At 28.3% G+C, this 19,293-nt stretch carries 13 protein-coding genes; 12 read left to right on the forward strand and 1 reads right to left on the reverse strand.

Going from position 1 to position 19,293, the window contains the following annotated elements; translation table 11 throughout:
* Positions 1-179: 179 nt before the first annotated feature.
* Positions 180-2,504 (reverse strand): ATP-binding protein, encoded by a 2,325-nt coding sequence (locus tag ABF633_RS00435; protein ID WP_415520929.1) that lies wholly within the window; start codon positions 2,502-2,504, stop codon positions 180-182.
* A 390-nt stretch (positions 2,505-2,894) separates the two neighbouring features.
* On the opposite strand from ABF633_RS00435, the gene ABF633_RS00440 reads away from it, so the two are divergent.
* From ABF633_RS00440 to ABF633_RS00495, 12 genes are all read left to right on the forward strand, one after another.
* On the forward strand, positions 2,895-3,179 hold the full coding sequence (locus tag ABF633_RS00440; RefSeq protein WP_415520931.1) for a hypothetical protein: 285 nt from the start codon (positions 2,895-2,897) through the stop codon (positions 3,177-3,179).
* A gap of 102 nt (positions 3,180-3,281) precedes the next feature.
* Positions 3,282-4,058, forward strand: a complete 777-nt coding sequence (locus ABF633_RS00445) for a hypothetical protein (RefSeq protein ID WP_415520933.1) — start codon at positions 3,282-3,284, stop codon at positions 4,056-4,058.
* 29 nt (positions 4,059-4,087) lie between these two features.
* Positions 4,088-4,399 (forward strand): hypothetical protein, encoded by a 312-nt coding sequence (locus tag ABF633_RS00450; protein WP_415520935.1) that lies wholly within the window; start codon positions 4,088-4,090, stop codon positions 4,397-4,399.
* A 130-nt stretch (positions 4,400-4,529) separates the two neighbouring features.
* The gene (locus ABF633_RS00455; protein ID WP_415520937.1) at positions 4,530-6,434 is read left to right on the forward strand and encodes a 3'-5' exonuclease; all 1,905 of its coding nucleotides are present in this window, start codon (positions 4,530-4,532) and stop codon (positions 6,432-6,434) included.
* 203 nt (positions 6,435-6,637) lie between these two features.
* Entirely contained in the window at positions 6,638-7,549 is a 912-nt protein-coding gene (locus ABF633_RS00460; protein WP_415520939.1) for a haloacid dehalogenase-like hydrolase, read from the forward strand.
* Positions 7,550-7,664: 115 nt separating this feature from the next.
* Positions 7,665-10,169: a DEAD/DEAH box helicase family protein gene (locus tag ABF633_RS00465; RefSeq protein WP_415520941.1), complete on the forward strand. Its 2,505-nt coding sequence runs from the start codon at positions 7,665-7,667 to the stop codon at positions 10,167-10,169.
* Complete coding sequence (locus ABF633_RS00470; RefSeq protein WP_415520943.1) at positions 10,153-10,464, forward strand: phosphoribosyl-ATP pyrophosphohydrolase; 312 nt, start codon at positions 10,153-10,155, stop codon at positions 10,462-10,464. The genes ABF633_RS00465 and ABF633_RS00470 overlap by 17 nt, the downstream gene beginning before the upstream one ends.
* 243 nt (positions 10,465-10,707) lie before the next feature.
* On the forward strand, positions 10,708-11,925 hold the full coding sequence (locus ABF633_RS00475; protein ID WP_415520945.1) for an ABC-three component system protein: 1,218 nt from the start codon (positions 10,708-10,710) through the stop codon (positions 11,923-11,925).
* Entirely contained in the window at positions 11,906-12,394 is a 489-nt protein-coding gene (locus tag ABF633_RS00480) for a three component ABC system middle component (protein WP_415520947.1), read from the forward strand. Before ABF633_RS00475 ends, ABF633_RS00480 begins: the two co-directional genes overlap by 20 nt.
* Positions 12,391-14,304, forward strand: a complete 1,914-nt coding sequence (locus ABF633_RS00485; RefSeq protein ID WP_415520949.1) for a DUF3732 domain-containing protein — start codon at positions 12,391-12,393, stop codon at positions 14,302-14,304. Before ABF633_RS00480 ends, ABF633_RS00485 begins: the two co-directional genes overlap by 4 nt.
* Positions 14,305-14,473: 169 nt before the next feature.
* Positions 14,474-15,496: a DUF3387 domain-containing protein gene (locus tag ABF633_RS00490; RefSeq protein ID WP_415520951.1), complete on the forward strand. Its 1,023-nt coding sequence runs from the start codon at positions 14,474-14,476 to the stop codon at positions 15,494-15,496.
* 69 nt (positions 15,497-15,565) lie between these two features.
* Positions 15,566-19,291: a hypothetical protein gene (locus ABF633_RS00495; RefSeq protein ID WP_415520953.1), complete on the forward strand. Its 3,726-nt coding sequence runs from the start codon at positions 15,566-15,568 to the stop codon at positions 19,289-19,291.
* Positions 19,292-19,293 lie beyond the last annotated feature (2 nt).

The raw sequence follows: 19,293 nt of genomic DNA on the forward strand, positions 1-19,293 counted from the left end.
ATATTTTTAAAAACTAGAAATTATTGGAGGAAAACTATGAGCTATATATTTTGCAAATATAAAAAAAGATTTACCCTAAAGGACAACGATTTCTAAGTGTCACAAACCGATACTTAGAAATCTGTTAGTAAGCATCAGAGGCCATAAACAAAAACTCCACCTGATGCTTAGAGATCTGTCTATATTGAATAGATATCAGAAAATTCAACGTTTATCATATCAATTTTATTGTTCATAATCTTGGTTTGCTTAATAACTTTCACATTTTCTGCAGTTCTTGCAGGAAGTTCGATCTTAAATACACTGCCTACACCAACCTTGCTATCAACAGTTATTTTACCGCCATGCATTTCAACAATTGATTTTACTAGAGATAATCCAATGCCGCATCCTTCAGCATTGCGAGTAAGGGACTTGTCAACCTGTTGAAATCTTCCAAAAATATTATTCAAGTATTTCTTGTCAATTCCGATACCAGTATCTTTTACTGATATTTCAACAGTATCAGCTTTATCAAGTATGTTTACAAATATTTTACCCTCTGGATTTGAAAACTTAATTGCATTAGATATAAGGTTAAGAATAATTCTCTCAATCTTTTCTGGGTCACAGGCAATAATTTTTTCTTCTATATCTGTATCAAAAACAATGTATAGTCCCTTACTCTTAACATATTCTGCTACTGATTGTACGATATCTTCAGTAATCTCTACTATATTTTCATTAGATAAATCTAATTTGAAAAATCCAGTTTCTATTTTGGATAGATCTACTATATTATTAATTAGTTTTGTAAACCTGTAACAATTTTGTTTAATGCTATTAATACTTCTAGCTACCTTTTCTATATTAGCCTCAAATAGATTATTCTTTAAGTAAAATTCCATTAATTGGTTTGTACTAAAAATTACATTCAAAGGAGTCTTAAGTTCGTGTGATACATTAGTAAATATTTCTTCCTGCATTTTAAGGGCTTCTTTCATTTTATTTTTAGCCTTTACTTCATCCGTAATATCTATTGCGATAACAGTCATTTCTACAATTTGATTATTTAATCCAAACAGAGGTTGGTGAATTAACTTCACAAATTTTTCTTTTCCTGCCATAATAAATTTTCTATAACTAAAATAGGAGCCATTTTTCTTCTCTATTAAATTTTCAATAATTTCAGTGGCCTTAACTTTTTCGTTAATTTTATACATGTCACAGTAATTTTTCCCTTTAAGGGATGATAATGATCCTGCTTCCGGGTTAATCTGCTTTAAATCATTATAAGCCTTATTGTTCATATCGATAATTTTAAATTCTGGATATGAATACTGTGCAACACCAATATCAATATTTCTTATTATATTGTCCAATAAATCCAATTTGGTTTTTATCAACAAAGTTTCTTCAGATTTTACTTCGTTAGTAACATCTCGTGCAATTAATATTCCTTCAATAAAATCACCTTTGCTGTTATAAATTGGAGCACCGCTTACCACAATGTACATTAAAGTATTATTAACTTTTACAGTCATTTTATATTCTGAAATCTTTTCCCCTTGGAATACCCTTTCAGTAATTGAATTTTCTTTTAAAATCAGGTTTCCATCTTCATCATAACATTTAAATTTTTCAAATCCGTCCTCTATATTTTTCAATGCGGAAATTTTAAAGAAAAAAGTGTTTCTTATAAACTTGTTAAACTCAGTAAATTTGCTATCTTTATCGAAAACTACTAAAGCATCAGACATGTTTTCAGTGATTACTTTCAATTTTTCCTCTTGCTGCTTAATAACATCCGCTTGTTTTTCAATAGACTTTCTACTTAAAACTTTTTCTGTTACATTTAAGATAGTTTCAATTAGATATTTAATTTTTCCTTGCACATATATAGGCACTATTGATAAATCCCAATATGTTGTTTCTCTTTTACAAGAATTGTATTGAAATTCCTTCACATAATATGGCTTGCCAGTACTAATAACAGTATTATATAATCCTTCTGCAGTGCTGCTTTTATATTCGTTTATTATTTTTTCTTGCTTTTTCCCAATTATGTTTTCTATTTTATTAAAAGGTTCCTCAAGAAAATCCATATAATTCTGATTTACTTTCAGAAGAATTAAATCAGGAACACTTCTGATTGCAACACCAGTTTTTCTGTCTGTATAAAGCTGTTCAATAAAATCAAACCTTTCTTTAACACTAATGTTTGGCTTTTCTTTAATAAAATATTTTTTTTCATTTTGTGATTTTAATCTTTTGCAAGATATAGTAACCTCTCTTGCCTCATTTTCCTTAGTGAACATATAACAGCTGTATTCACTTTCAATATTTTCAAGATAAACTTGAGAATCAATTTTCAACATATAACTTACTTCCATAAGTGATTTTCCTATGAACTCATGTTCAGAAAAGCCAGTAAGATTTAGAAAATCCTTGTTAACTAATGTGACTATATTATTTATACTATACAGAAATGGTTTTTCAGCAGCCTTTTTCAACATATATCTCATTAACCTGTCCCCCGTTTTTTATACATTGCATATGTGCTTTTCTATCATATTTTATCATATTTTGCTTTATATCAAAATATTTACTATAACTGTTAATATGACTTTATTATTGTGTTTTAGACTAATTATTTATTTATCTAATTTTATATTGAAATATTTATAAAAATATTTAAGTACAAATAAAAAATGTATTTAAATTTAACTAATTAACTTATAAATTATAGAAATATAAATATTATTGTATAGTTATAGAAAATTTTAATTATAAATATCAAAAAAAATGTTAAAATAATGTGAATTTTACATTATAATAGGGATATAGAGAAATATGTGGTGAGGTGGGTTATGCAGTTAACAAAATCTTACTAAGGAAGTGAACTTAGTTAAATCATGATAGACGTAAAAGATTTAATATTGAATAAAGATATAGAAACAGTTATTCCTAGTAATAAAGAAATAGATTCAAGAATTTTTTCAAGATTACTGGATGAAAATAAAGTTGTTGCAAGCTATAAAATGTACTGGCTTATGGGGATTTTAGATGAAGTTAGCTCAGGACATACTGAAATTGAATTTAAAAGAATCATAGCTAGAATGATAACTTATGCCTGGTATCCACATATGCAGTATAAATTAAATTTTGGTGTTTTTGATAATCTTAAAAATAATTTATAAATTTTATATTTAGTGAAAGGAAGTGAGTATATTACTATGATATTTTATTTTGCAGGATTTATTGGTATTGTAATCACTCTAATTATAGCATTAATCAGAGTGATGAAATTAAAGAAAGCTTTTAATATTGTAAATATGATTATATTATTAGTATCATTTTTTTTACTTGGTATTGGTGTTAAAATTGGAATATCTAATTTAAGTGTAAATAGCAATGAGACTGTAGTATCTTTAGTGAAAAACACAGATTTAGATAATAATAAATCTAATACAAAAGATATAACCGAAGTTAGTATTGAAACATTAACTGAACCTAAAACGGAAGAAGAAAAAGTACTTGCATATGGATTCTATAATTACAGTAGTGCATTGTTAGAAAAATTAAAAAAAGAACATGCTAATTCCTATCCACAATTTGGCATGTTAAAAGATGAAATAAAGATTATGGGTCCTTTATTTGTGGGATATGGAACTAATAAAAGTATTATAAAAAATAAAGATAATATTTTTGAAGATAAAAAAGCTAATGGTATTTATAAATATCCTGATAGTATTTTTAACTTTAAGGCTAAAACGATATATAACTTTGATAATAATAATCAATTAATAGGAACTTTATCTGAATTTGACTATGAGGATAATTTAACTGATGAATTTAAAACTATAAGGGATAAGTTAATACAATATCATGGGCAACCTACTTTTCAAAATGTATTTTTAACACCAAAAGATAAATTTAATGAATCCAAAGATAAAGATATAACTTATGTTATAAGATGGGAATCTAGTAAAAAATCAGTAATGTTAACTTATGATAAGGCAGAAAAAAATAATTTTGAAACTAAGCTTATTTTAGACTATTCATTAAATGCTAAATAATTATATTAAAAAGACGAGGAGAATCTAATATGAAACAAGAAATTAATTATAAAAAAACATTAAAGTACTCTTCAATTAGTGTTGCATCTTTCGTTTTATCTATATTTTTTTTAGTATTTGCAATATTATCTGGAATAGGTAATATGAATAATACAGAATTTTCTTCAGTTATTGGAGTTACAATTATTACCTGCTTAATAACTTCAACAGTTTTAGCAATTATTGATCTAACTAAAAATGATAGAAAAAAAGCTTTATCAATTTGGGCACTTATAATTGATTGGGGATTGCTTACCTTTAGTATTATTTTTTTTATCATAGTATATAATTTATATTATTAAATAAAGGTAAAGTATGCTATTGGTATTGAGTTTACGTAATAATATTAATAAGGAGAAATAAACTAAGTTTTATGTAGTGGAATATATAAAACAAAAGAATATTCATTATACGGGATGAGGAAGTGATACTATGGCAAAAATTATTCCAGAAAGTATAAGCAGCTTGGAAACTGCTACTGCAGGAGAAAAGAGAGTATTTAAGATATTACAAAATAATCTTCCAGAAGATTATATAGTGTGGTATGACATAAGAGTTAATGAAAGATACCCTGATTTTATAGTTTTAGGTCCGGATTTAGGAATTGTGGTGCTGGAAGTAAAGGATTGGTCATTAAATTCCATTGAAAGTGCAAATTCCAATACATATACATTAAGTACATTAGGTACGAAAGCAAATCCATTAAGACAAGCAAGAGAATACATATTAAATATAGTAAATGAATTAAAAAAAGATAAAGCTCTATTGCAGACTGGAGCTTATAAAAATAATTTATCATTCACTTTTGGATACGGAGTAGTTTTTACAAAGATAAGCAGAAAAAGTTTTTTAGCCAGCCCATTTGCTAACACTATAGATGAAAAGGCTGTAATATACCAAGAAGATTTAAAAGAATTTGAAGAAAACTTTTATGGAGAAAAGCTTAAGCAGAAACTTCAGGATATGATACCGGCTAAATTTAATTTTAATAGAATACCCGAAGACATAATGGATAGAATAAGAGGAAATTTATTTAAGGAAGTAAAGTTGTCTATGGACAATGAGGCTATTTTCAAAGTAATGAATCTGAATCAAGAAACCTATGCTAAAAGTTTAGGCTATGGTCATAGGGTGATTAGAGGGGTAGCCGGCAGTGGAAAGACAGTTATATTAATATGCAGGGCAAGGTATTTAGCGGATATTCATAAAGACTGGAACATATTAGTACTTTGCTATAATAAAACTCTTGCAAGTTTTTTAAGAAATTCCATTATAGAAAACAAGATAGAAAATATTGAAATTAGTCATTTTCATGGATGGATAAATGAAGTATTTAAATCTTTAGGACTAAAGAGTGGAGTATATAAGGATAAAGATATAAATGAAAATATAGCCAAAATATCAGAGGCTATGCTTGCTAATATAAATAAATATGATGCTATTTTTATAGATGAGGGACAAGATCTAGAAAAAGAATGGCTGAAATTTATAGTAAAAACACTTAGAAATCCTGAACACAGTCACTTAATGCTTGCTTCAGATGGAGCACAGAATCTTTATAATAGAAAATATACTCTCAAATCTGTAGGGATAAAAGCAGCAGGAAGAACCACCATAATGCGTGAAAACTATAGAAATACAAAGGAAATATTGGATTTCGCCTATACTTTTCTAACTGAGGGAATGGTTCAGGAAAAGGTGGATGAAGAGGACAATAATTTTACTATTAAGCCGGATACAAGTCTAAGGCGGGGAGATTATCCAGAACTTATAAATTGTAATAATTTTCAGGATGAGATCTCTAAAATAACAGATGAAATTTTAAGACTGAAACAATCAGGAGTTGATTATTCTGATATTTGCGTAGCTTATGTACATAAAAGTCATAAAGGTACAAATTACATAGATATATTGGAAAGTACTTTTTCTAATAAAGGTATACCTTATTTTATTATGAGTAAAAGTGGGAATACCAAATCAAAGTTTAGAATGGATATGGGAAAAGTGAATATTTCAACTATTCACAGCGTGAAAGGTTTAGATTTTAAATATGTGTATATCTGCGGCATCAATAATAGATTGTTAGATAGTATTGATGAATCCAAGAAGCTTCTCTATGTGGGAATGACTAGAGCTAGAGATATTCTTAAGGTTACTTATAGTGAAAATAATAATGTAATTATAGAAGATTTACTAAAAGCAAAAATAAACAGCAATAGAGAATATAAAAATGATTATAAGGTAGAAGATATGGTGGCTGCAGCAAAAGAGGAATTTCAGGGAGAGAAAAGTGAAGGTGGATTTATGGGGAAGATAAAGAGAATGTTTGGGATGTAGGTAATTAATGATTTTTTATTTAAGTATAAGGCAGATGAAAAATATTAACCTATTTTTATAGAGAGTGGAGATGTAAATATAATGTGAGTAGCTGTAGAGTTGTTAAGATATGATAACAAAAAAGTGATAAATTCTATAAATAAGTTTTCAATTTATATATTTGAGATTATGCAAAAAAATATATATAGGGAGGGAAGAATATAATGGCTAATATTATTGCTGTGATTTGGGATTTTGATAAAACATTGGTTAATGGGTATATGCAAGATCCAATTTTCAGGAAATATGGCGTTGATTCAGGGGGATTTTGGAAAGAGGTAAATGCACTTCCCCAAAAGTATATGGATGAACAAGGAGTTCAAGTCAATCCAGATACTATTTATTTAAATCAATTTATTCGTTATACACGTGAAGGTAAATTTAAAGAGTTAAATAATGCCGCTTTGCGTGAATATGGGAAAGAACTTTGTTTTTATGATGGGATACCAGATATATTCCAAAAGACACAAAAATTAATCTCAGAAAATGCAAGATATAAGGATTATGATATCAAAGTAGAACATTACATAATCAGCACTGGAATGACAGAAGTTATAAAGGGATCTTCGGTGAATCCATTTGTTGAAGCTATTTGGGGATGTGAATTTATTGAGGATATTGATTCTGACGGTAAACATGTTATTAGTGAAATAGGTTATACAATTGATAATACATCAAAGACTAGAGCTCTTTTTGAAATTAACAAAGGAGTTCGTCAACGAAATGGAGTAGAAGTTAATACAAAAATTTCTGAAGAATTAAGAAGAGTACATTTTAAAAATATGATTTATATTGCAGACGGTCCTAGTGATATTCCGGCTTTTTCAGTAGTAAATAAGAATGGAGGAGCTACTTTTGCGGTTTACCCAAAGGCAGATAGAAAAGCTCTACGTCAAGTAGAGAAAATGAGAATGGATGGAAGAATTAATATGTATGCAGAAGCAGATTACTCAGAAGGTACTACAGCATTCTTATGGCTAACAAATAAAATCGAAGAATTTGCTGATCGAATAAGAAAAACTGAAAAATTAAAAGTATCAAATTCAATTTCTGATACTCCTAAGCATTTATTATAATATAGATAAATTTATAGAATGTTAGGAATATGTAATAATCTGGTTATAAATAAGTAATTAAATCTATCTGTTAAAATAATTCTAGTAATTATAATGTATTGGCAGGTGAGAAAATGTGAAAAGTAAAAATGAGCAATTAAATGAAATAGCTGTGGACAATCTAGCTATCAAAGAAATAGAAAACAACAAAACTAATTGCATAACGGGAGATAAAGATTATCTGTTAAACAGTTTAAAGGCAGCTTTAAATAAAGCAAAAAGAGTAGATATAATAGTGGCATTTCTTATGGAGTCAGGGGTAAGGCTTTTGGAGAAAGATTTAAAAGCTTTGGCAGATAGAAATGTACCTATAAGAATACTTACTGGTAAATATCTCAACATAACGCAACCTCAGGCTCTATATTTGTTAAAGAGCATATTTGGAGATAAAGTGGATTTGAGATTTTATAATATTGAGAGTAGATCCTTTCACCCAAAGGCATATATGTTTGAATATGAAGATGATGGAGAGTTATTTGTAGGATCATCTAATATTTCTAGGTCTGCACTAACCAGTGGAATAGAGTGGAATTACAGAATTTCTAAAGAGGATAATATTGATGATTTCAATCACTATAAAGCTGTGTTTGAAGATTTGTTTTTAAATCATGCAGATATTATAGATGAAGAAAGAATGAGTAAATACTCTAATGAATGGAAAAGACCAAAATTATTAGTGGATGTAGAAAAACAGGAAGAACTTATAGAAAAGCAAGAAGAAAATAAAGTTTTACCAATAATATCACCAAAGGGAGCACAAATTGAAGCACTATATGAACTGAACAATTCTAGAATAGAAGGATTTGATAGAGGAATAGTTGTAGCTGCCACTGGTATAGGAAAAACTTATTTAGCAGCTTTTGATTCTGAAAATTTTAAAAGAGTGTTATTTGTGGCTCATAGAGAAGAAATACTTACTCAAGCTGAAGCTTCTTTTAAAAGAGTAAGAGGAAATATAAGTACTGGATACTTTAGTGGAGATAAAAGGGATACAAATTGTGATGTGGTATTTGCGACAGTGCAGACCTTAGGGCAATTCAAGTACTTAAATAATGAAACTTTTCCTCGGGATTATTTTGACTATATAGTAATTGATGAATTTCATCATGCAACAGCTGGAAACTATCAAAACATTATAAATTATTTTAATCCTAAATTTCTTTTAGGACTTACTGCTACACCAGAAAGAATGGATAATGAAGATGTATTTGCTATATGTGAAGATAATGTAGTCTATGAGGTTAGACTTAAACAGGCTATAAATAAGGGATGGCTTGTTCCTTTTAGATACTATGGTATTTATGATGATACACAATATGAAAACATAGAATATAAAAATGGTAAATACAATGAAAAGCAATTAGAAGAAGCCTTGATGATTAATAAAAGAAGAGAATTGATTTTAAGGCATTATAATAAATATAAGTCTGTAAGGGCATTGGGTTTTTGTTCCTCAAGAAAGCATGCAGAAGCTATGGCAGAGTATTTTAATAAAAATGGAGTAAGTTCTTGTGCAGTTTATAGTGGAGAAGCAGGAGAATACTGCCTTGACAGAAAAGAAGCAGTGGAAAAACTTAAGGATGGGAAAATAAAAGTTATATTTTCAGTGGATATGTTTAATGAAGGCTTAGATGTACCCCAGGTGGATTTAGTAATGTTTTTAAGACCCACACAATCACCTACAGTATTCTTGCAGCAGCTAGGAAGAGGACTTAGAAAATACAAAGATAAAAAATACTTAAATGTACTGGATTTTATAGGAAATTATAAAAAGGCAAATTTGATACCATTTTTCTTAACTGGAGATCCTAAAAGTGTTATTAATAGAATTAAAAAGGGAGAAGTTCCAGAGGAAGAAGAGTATCCTGATGACTGCATAGTTGATTTTCAGCTTGATATTATAGATATATTTAAAAGACAGGCAAAAGCAAATGAGAATATAAATGATCTAGTTAAAGAAGAATATTACAGAATAAAAGAAGATTTAAAGCACAGGCCCTCAAGACTGGAGATGTTTACTTATATTGATGATTATGTATACAACAATATAAGGAATAAAGGGGATTTGAACATATTCAATAATTACATACAATTTCTGGACTCTTTAGGTGAACTCAATGAAGATGAAAATAAACTTATTGACACAAAGGCTTTTTATTTTATAAATGCTATGGAGGAAACAGCCATGAGTAAAACCTATAAAATGCCGCTGCTATTGGCTTTTTATAATAATGGAGAAATGAAACTAAAGTTAAATGATGAAGATATTTATAGTAGTTTTAAGAGTTTCTATGAAAAAGGATCAAATGCCATAGATCTATTGAGAGATAAATCAGGTAAGAATTTTAGAAACTGGATTAAAAAGGATTATCTAAAAAAAGCAGAAAATCCTCAGAATGCCTTTTTGAATACAGCTAAAGAATTTTTCTATAAGGATAACGAGTATTATTGTTTAACAGAATACTTGAAACCCTATGTAAATAATAAAGTATTCTTAAAGCATTTTAAAGATGTAATAGATTTTAGAACAAGAAAATTTTATAAGGAAAGATTGGAGAAAAAGTATGAAAAATTACAATAAATTAGTTAGAGATAAAATACCACAGATAATAGAAGCTTCACGAAAAAAGTTTCAAACAAGAGTAGCCTCAAAGGAAGAACAGGCAGAGCTATTGGAGAAAAAGCTTCAAGAAGAAGTTAATGAATTTATAGCGGACAAAAATCTAGAAGAGCTTGCAGATGTGATGGAAGTACTTTTTGGATTGGCTAAGAATTTGGGGTATAGTGAGGAAGATTTGATTAATAAGAGATTGGATAAGAGAGAGGAAAGAGGGGGATTTGAGGAGGGAGTTGTGTTGAAGAGGGTTTGGGAGTAAATAATAGGTTGTTTTAATATATTAATGAAGAGATAAAAATAAGTTACAAGTTTCAATGTAAGTAATATGAATTATGTTTATAATAAGAAATTAATTTTTGAACTATGTAAAAAAGGCTAAAGAAAACTATATATAAAAAAGACTTAATTGCATAATAAAAATATTAAAGACTTAATATGTAATTTAGAGGAATAGTTTTCTCTTTTTATATTAGTGAATATTTTAATAGAGGGAGGTATTAGTATGAGTGATCATCAGGCATCTGAGCAAATGATAGGATATCTTTATCAAGTAAGATATGCACTATATTTTCTGTTAAATAGCTACGATGAGCAATCTAAAATAAGTATTGAGAAATTTGACGATATTGCTTTCAGTAATAATGATACACCTGAGATAATGATTCAGTTAAAACATCATGTTAAAGCATATGGTGATTTAAGCAATGCAAGTACAGACATCTGGAGAACGCTTAAGGTATGGATTGATCTTATAGCAAAAGATGCAAGTTTGCTTCCCAAAACGAAGTTTATTATTATTACTACAGCTACAGCACCAGTAAGTTCTGCTGCTTATTATTTAAAGGATGATAATAAAACAAGAAATCCCCAAATAGCATATGGTTTACTTAAAAAAGTTACGTTAGAATCAACAAATAAAGCTCATATTAGTTATTATAAAGCATTTAACAATATTTCTGAAACGTTAGTACAACAATTACTTGATTGCGTTTTTGTAATTGATAAAAGTAGTAATATAATTGATATTGAATCTGATATACGAAAAGCCATTAGGTATAGTAGCTTACCTCAATATGAAGATCGCATATGTGAACGCCTAGAAGGTTGGTGGTATAAAAAATCAATAGAGGCCCTATGTTCTGTCGAACCAATATTTGTGTCGCAAAGCCAAGTCCGTTCTCATATTGTCTCAATGGGTTTAGAATATGCTCCCAATAATTTGCCTATTGATATAGAAGAATTTGGTGATTTAGAATTAGCCAGTTTGTCTCAATGTGATAGAACATTTTATGAACAATTAAAATTAATCTGTTTCAGTAACAATAGGATGTGTATGGCAATAAGAGATTATTATCGAGCATTTAAGCAACGAGCAAATTGGGTTAGAGATGATTTATTATTTGTAAATGAACTGGATGATTATGAGAAAAGGCTAATTGATGAATGGAAACATTTGTTTTATGCAATGCAAGATGATTTAAGTGAATATGGTAATAAAGTCACAGAAGATTTAAAAGTGAAAACTGGTAAAAAATTATTTGGAAAAATTGAAGAAAAAGATATACGGATTAGGGAGCGCTGTAGTGAAGCATTTGTAATGAGAGGAACTTATCATATATTGTCCAATCAATTAAAAGTAGGCTGGCATGTTGACTTCTATGAGAGACTGAAGGACTTATTAAAAAGTGAGGTGGCTGTGGGTGAAAGCTTGGAAAGATAGAGCAAAAGAGGTTGCATATTTACTTAATCCAGCATTTTGTGGAAGAATATTATATAATACAATCAAAGTTTACAATGAGGTATCAAAAAGACCGCTTCCATTTCCACTCATATATCTTGTATTTCCGCTGATACTTCATAAAAAGACAAGATTGATAATATCAAGTCGTACACAACTATTGGTGTGGCTACAGCGAAATCCTGAAATTTTTATTGGGTTTTCAGAACGATCAAAAAACATGGTACCAATAACAAATGAGGCGATAGAGTTTTTGTTACAAAGCGGTATGATAAAGTTAACTAACAATGCAGAATTAGTAATATCTCAAACTCTTAGACCGTTAAGCAAGACTAAGTATACTAATACTGAAGTTAAAGAATGCATTACCAAAGGTGAACATGTTGCTAAATGGTTTGCAACAACAGGAAAAGTAGAAACAATATTTATAAGTTTGGGGGTAAGACCATGATGCAAATAAGAGAACTTGTATTATATGGATTTAATGGCAAGGTACGTCATTTGCCATTTAAGCTAGGGGAAGTAAATATAATTTCAGGAAAATCTAAATCAGGAAAATCAGCAGTAGGAGATATAATTGATTATTGTCTTGGTGGGGATTCATGTAATATTGCTGATGGCGTGATTCGAGAAAATGTAGCATGGTATGGATTACTGCTTCAATTTAACGATGAAAGAGTTTTTGTTGCCCGAAAAAATCCTGCTCATGGACAACAATCTACTGGATTTTGCTATATCGAAGTTGGAAAAAGTATTGAAGTGCCAGAAAAATGTGATTTTGTTTCTAATGAAAATGTAGCTGGATTAGAGGAAACTTTATCTCGAAGATTAGGTATTTTAGAAAATATTAATGTTCCACCAAATGGACAAAGCAGATTATCACTATCTGCTAATATCAGGCATGCGCTTTATTACTGCTTTCAGAACCAAGATGAAATAGCAGCAAAAAATTTTTTGTTCCATAAACAGTCAGAAGATTTTATAACACAAGCAATAAAAGATACCATGCCTTATTTTTTAGGCATAGTTAATGAAGAGTCTTTAGCATTAGAAAATGAAAGAAGTATTTTAAAGCGTAAATTAACTATTGAAAAGCGTAATCTTGAAGAAATAAGAATGCTTCAAGGTGGAGGTATGCAACGAGCTACCTCATTAATTTCTGAAGCTCAATATGTAGGCTTATTGCCCAATGATATAAAAGTGGATTACAACAGCTATAATTCATTATATGCTATATTGAAAAACATAAATGAATGGAAACCTGTTGATGTTGAGACGGAGGGAATGGATAGATTGAGTTATTTACAATCCGAATTAAGTAAGGCTCAGGATGAATTAGAGGAACTCAATGAAGACATTAATAATGCCAAAAATTTTGCTGGTGAGTCAAGTGGTTATGCGGATGAAGTTGAACATCAGAAAGTTAGATTAAGTTCTATTGGCTTGTTTGAAAAACTTGATTTTAGGCCAGAGCACTGTCCGCTGTGTTCAAATAAGTTGGAAAATTCACTCCCAGATGTTGAAATGATTAAAACTGCTATTAAAAACCTCGATGAAAATATCGAAAATGTTACTCGTGAAAAACCAAAGCTAAGAAAATATATAGACAATTTAGAGTTGGAAAGACAAAAATTAAGAGAAGATATTCAGCGTTTAAAGTTAGAAATTGACGGTATCTATAATCAAAATCAAGAAGCCATTTCACTAAAAGATTTAAACTCAAGACAAGCAAAAATTGTTGGTAGGGTTAGTTTATGGTTGGAAAGTGTAGAAAATGAAGATGATTCTGCGGATAAAGAATATTTAATAAGAAAAATTGAAAATAGGTTGAAGGAAATAGATACACTTTTGGACAAGGAATCATTGGAGGAGCGGAAACAATCTGCATTATCACGTATTTCTGTGGACATGAGCAAGTGGGCAAAAGAATTAAATTTAGAACATTGTAAGAATCCATATCGGTTAGATATGAATAAAGTTACCGTAGTTGTAGATAAGGCTGAACGTCCAGTTCCTTTGAAACAATTAGGTAGTGGTTCCAATTGGGTTGGAATTCATTTAATAACGTATTTTGCATTACATGAGTATTTTATTACGTTAAATAGACCTGTGCCTAATTTTATGTTTTTTGATCAACCATCCCAAGTGTATTTTCCATCAGAATTAGATGAAAAAAATACAGACTGGAACATGGTGAATGACTTGTATGACTTTATTAGTAAGAGAGTATCTGATTTAGGTGGAAAGCTTCAAGTTATAATTGTTGATCATGCAGAATTAAAAAATGAAAATTTTCAAAAATCAATTATAGAAGATTGGTGGAATGAAGATAACTTAGTGCCGGAGCAATGGTATAAATAAAGATAACAGTAAAGAATAACTAGTAATTGTGAATTTGATCTTTAAATGAAGGCTATGGTGCTAATTATAAGCACTCAGGTATTCTTGAAAGTTTAAAAAAGGCATTAAAACAATATACAGATAGTGGCGAACAAAATACAGTATTGATACTTCGGCGGCAGTAGCTGTAATGCTTGAAAAACTTGAAATACTTCGAGATATTGTTTATGGACTGGATTATTCAGATTACATGGGTAAATCTCAAGCAGCAAGAATAAGAGCTATAACTAGTGGTATGAATTTAGTTCTGGGAATGGAAGAAAAAGAACAAAAGGAATTTAAGCAAATTGCTACAGAGCTTGCTAAAGCACATTCTTTAAGTGCAGCTAGTGATGAGGGAAAAAATGTTGCGCTAGAAGTTAGCTATTTCAAAGCAGTAAAGGCAAGTCTTGCAAAGCTTGATTCAAAGGGTGTAGTAAAAAAATCTAAAAAGGAAATTGAGGCTAGAGTAAATCAAATGCTGGAAATATCAATTATATTTGAAGATGTTATAGATGTATTTGATACTTTAGGAATTAGAAGACCAGAGGTTTCAATACTTTCAGAAGAATTCTTGGAAGAAGTAAAAACCATGAAGCATAAAAATTTAGCAGTTGAAATGCTTAAAAAACTTCTTGAAGGAAATTTAAAGGTAATGGAAAAGAAGAACCTTGTAAAGTCTGAAAAGTTCTCTGAAAAACTTCAAAAAGCCCTAAATAAATATAAAAATCAAGCTATAACTAATGCAGAAGTTATAGAGGAACTTATAAGAATGGCAAATGAAATAAAGGATATGAAAGCTAAAGAAAGAGATTTAGGTCTTAATGATGATGAAATAGCCTTCTATGATGCCTTAACTGCAGAAGATATAATTAAAGAATTTATGGATGATAAAACTCTAAAGAAAATAGCTCATGAATTAACAACAGCTATAAGAAATAACATTACTATAGATTGGAGTGTAAGAAAAAGCGCCCAAGCAGGTATGAGAAGGATAATAAAGAGGCTATTGAAAAAATATGATTATCCACCAGAACATGCAAAATATGCTTTGGAAGTAGTAATGAGTCAGGCTGAGCTTATGTGTGGGAATGCTGATGTCGATGAGATAATTTCGGATAGAGTGGCTGAAGAACCAGAAAAATATATAAGATTAAATATAGTTAGAAAATAGCTATAAATTGTTATGTATCTATATGCCAATAATAAAGAAGTTGGAAGATTAAAATAAGGTGGGGGTAAAGTGTTTCATAATTTAAACTTGCTTCAAATAAATAAGCTTTTAGAAAATAAAATAGGAAACTGTGAATTAATAAGTGACATAAGTCTTACTAAAGGTGAACATGAAGAAATACTTGCCAAAGTTATAGATATTTTAGAATATGCAAATAAGGGAGATAATTTAAAATTAGTAGTTGAGAATAGTCCATTAGTTTTTGCAAATGTATTGGTGTATATTGCTATGTATGAATATGAAGGGAATTATTGGGACAAGGTTAAGGAAATCTTACAATTACCTGAATTGTCTCAACAAAGTAAGACTATATTGGCATGGAGTGTTCAAAAGGTAATTAATAAATATAATTTGAAGGCGTTTAATGACGGTGGATATAAATATATTACACCTATTATATGTCATTCAGGAATACCAAACAAAAGTTTAGCAGGAATATTTGATATTATATTAAATAATTATGATAATACTACTGTAACAACTGAAGCCTTGATCGATAATATTAAATATTTTATTAGATATAAAGTAGATACAACAGTTTATAGATTTATAACATTTAATGAAGATAGGGCTATAACTTTCTTGCATAATTTAAAAGATTTAGTTACAGTTGTTGAAGATAATAGATTAACTTTAGACGAAACATTAACTAAATATAATTATTTTGATGAAAGAATAATAACTCAGTATTATAAATGGAGGGATGAAAAGAAAATAGACAAACAAAAAAAACGAAATAGTAATAGAATATTGTCGCCTAAAATCAGGTTTGATGGGATTTCATTAGGAGTATATTTATATTTACCAGTTCAGCATATTGATAAACACTATAATAATTGTATTGAATGGAATATAAAGTATGACAATGGAGAGGTTATAAACATTACAGGATCATTATATTATCAAAATAGAGAGTGCATTTCAGAAGAGCAGAATATAGCTTTAAAACCATCTAATACATATAAGATAAATTTGACTTATGATGGTGAGATTTTAGGTGAGTGGGTATATGATGGGGTAAATGAAGGACAACCTTATATTATATTTGATGAATATGATAATGCTGTTAAGGGAAACAAGATATTAACTAAGAGTGTAACTTGTATTTTAAGAGAAGAGTATAGGGTTGTAGAAACTGATCTAGAAATAACTTACTGTAATTTACCTAATAAATATTGGTGTGATTTTAGATGTGTTAATATTATACTATTATGTAATTGTGATTTTATACGATTGTTGTCTTCAAAAGAAGAAATCATAATTGAATACAAAAAAGTTAATGCAATAGAGTTACAGGAGGGAAACTTGCTTTTTAATGAAAGCTATAGAAGAGATGAAATTCCTATGTATTCTAATATATTACCTAAGATATCACTAGAATATGAGAGTGATTTTTTTAAAAATATAATAATAGATACATATTCTTTAATTATAATAAACTTAAAAGAAAATATTAATGTAGTTAAAAGTATAAAATCATTAGATTATATAATAATCAAAGATAGAGTAACAATTGATTTAAATTATATAGAAATATTTAATAACATGATTTATGGAGAATATGAGGTAAGAGTATTAGAAGGGAGGAATATAAAAAGAGTTTTCACATTAAGATATCTTCCAAAGATAAGCATAAGCGAAAATAATTTAGATAAATGGCCTAAGGATAAAAAAGGATATGTAAAGAACAGTTTTAAAATTAAATGTCCCGACAATGTGACATTTAACTTTACTGATTGTATACAAGAAGAAGTATGGGATAGCAGCATAAAAAATATTTCAATAGAATCATTAACTTACTCTGAATATTTAATAGGTACTATTGATATTATGCAATCTAGGAAAGTTATTACTTTTCCAGTGAAAAAGAAAATAAGAAATCTTCAATGGTCTTTAATAAAAGAAGGAGAGCAGAAGATACAATGGAAAAAGGATCCTAATATTTTATTTGTTAAAGAATTAACAAATATCAATTATAATATGGTACTAAAAATAAATGATGATATAAATGATGAATACACTATTAAACTTTATTTGTTAGATTATAAAGATATAGTGTATCAGGAAAGTACAATTAATTTGAGAAGAGATAAAATAAATGGAGTATCTTTGAATCGGTTCTTGGATAGTATTAAGTTAAATGATGCTAATAGGTATTTTATTAAAATGGAAGTTTACAATAAGTATAATTTTCTATTATGCAGTTTTATACCTTTGATAATAAAGGATAGAATAACAGTAAAAAATATAAGGTATGTGAACAATGAATCTGGAATTGTATCAATTAGTTGGGAACAAGATGGAAATATAGATAAAGAAACTATGGAAATGAAATTGTATAATATATCAAAACCTTGGGAAAAAGCTATTAGTATACCTTTAACTAAGGGAAATTTTAGGATAGAAAATAATACTTACAATTTAATAATAAATAGCAATGAGTTTTTAATACCAGATGATGGGGTTTATTTATTTGAAGTTGAGGATAATGCTAATAATGAAAATTTATTTTTTAAAGAAGATGAAACCTATAAGCCTATAAAAATTTTAGAGAACAGTGTATATAAGTACAAAAATAATTTTAAAAATATTATAAATAGTTTTGAAATTAATAATTTAAGTGATGGGATTTTCTATTTTGCATATTGCTTTGATACTAAATATGTGAAAGAGGTATTTTATAAAATTAGAACTTTGAAGATTACAGAGGATTATAATATCGATATACTTAAATCCATATACACTATTTATAAAAATAGAAATTATTTTATTAAAAATTGTGAAGAAAAAGATAGGAAAGTAGCACAATATACAATAGCTTTACTTATGGTGAAATTTTGTAATAAATACAATATATTTAAGGTAATAGAAGATTTAATAGATATTGATGAATATTGCGTAAAGAGATTTTTAGATTATATAAATAAACATATTTTTAAAGTTAATAAAGAATATATAGTACCAGCAGAGAAAAGAACTATATTATGGAATTTAGATAGAGAAAGAAGTTTTATGATAGAAATTAGGAGTGGAAGAGTCTCTAAAAATATATTAACTAACAATATTATTGACTGGGTTAGTATTCATAATGATAAGGAGATACTTATACTAGGAGAACAATGTAAAACATGTAAACTATTAAACAATAGAGGATGTCTAAATAAATACCTCAAAGGTAAATGCCAAGGAAGAACATTAAATATGTCACCAAAGTTAATAGGATCTAAAAATGAATATGAAAAATTATTTAACAGCATAGATATGTCAGATAAAAGGAAGCTAAATAAATTAGATTCTATTAATTTACTGGATTACTTTGAGGATGATGGAATAAAATTATTTAATAAAAGTTATGTTGAACTTCTTTATAATTGGAGTAATAAAAATGGTATGGAGGTTAGAAATAAAATACATGAGGATATAAAAGAATACATGAATATTTTAAACACTTTTATAAAAAAAGAAATTACGAATACAAATTTTCAAAAATTATACTATGCATTTTTAAAAAGAAGAGATAATAACGAAAAAAGTTTCAATACATTAGCCTATTATTTAGGTGTAGTTGTATTAATAATGTCATTGGATAGTTTTGATAAGTTACAAAATAAAATTAGTAAAAATGAGAAAGTAGCTATTACTAAGTTATATAATAAATTTAGAGAAAATTTGAAAGATTTATTTATTAGAGATTTAGTTTTAGTGGAATTATATGTTACAGGATTGGGGGAATAAGA

The organism is Clostridium sp., from assembly GCF_047718555.1.
Taxonomy (GTDB): Bacteria; Bacillota; Clostridia; order Clostridiales; family Clostridiaceae; genus Clostridium_I.

Coding starts and splice junctions, on each gene's coding strand:
- ABF633_RS00435 (WP_415520929.1), bottom strand. CDS start 2,504: ATGAGATATATGTTGAAAAAGGCTGCTGAAAAACCATTTCTGTATAGT.
- ABF633_RS00440 (WP_415520931.1), top strand. CDS start 2,895: ATGATAGACGTAAAAGATTTAATATTGAATAAAGATATAGAAACAGTT.
- ABF633_RS00445 (WP_415520933.1), top strand. CDS start 3,282: ATGAAATTAAAGAAAGCTTTTAATATTGTAAATATGATTATATTATTA.
- ABF633_RS00450 (WP_415520935.1), top strand. CDS start 4,088: ATGAAACAAGAAATTAATTATAAAAAAACATTAAAGTACTCTTCAATT.
- ABF633_RS00455 (WP_415520937.1), top strand. CDS start 4,530: ATGGCAAAAATTATTCCAGAAAGTATAAGCAGCTTGGAAACTGCTACT.
- ABF633_RS00460 (WP_415520939.1), top strand. CDS start 6,638: ATGGCTAATATTATTGCTGTGATTTGGGATTTTGATAAAACATTGGTT.
- ABF633_RS00470 (WP_415520943.1), top strand. CDS start 10,153: ATGAAAAATTACAATAAATTAGTTAGAGATAAAATACCACAGATAATA.
- ABF633_RS00475 (WP_415520945.1), top strand. CDS start 10,708: ATGAGTGATCATCAGGCATCTGAGCAAATGATAGGATATCTTTATCAA.
- ABF633_RS00485 (WP_415520949.1), top strand. CDS start 12,391: ATGATGCAAATAAGAGAACTTGTATTATATGGATTTAATGGCAAGGTA.
- ABF633_RS00490 (WP_415520951.1), top strand. CDS start 14,474: ATGCTTGAAAAACTTGAAATACTTCGAGATATTGTTTATGGACTGGAT.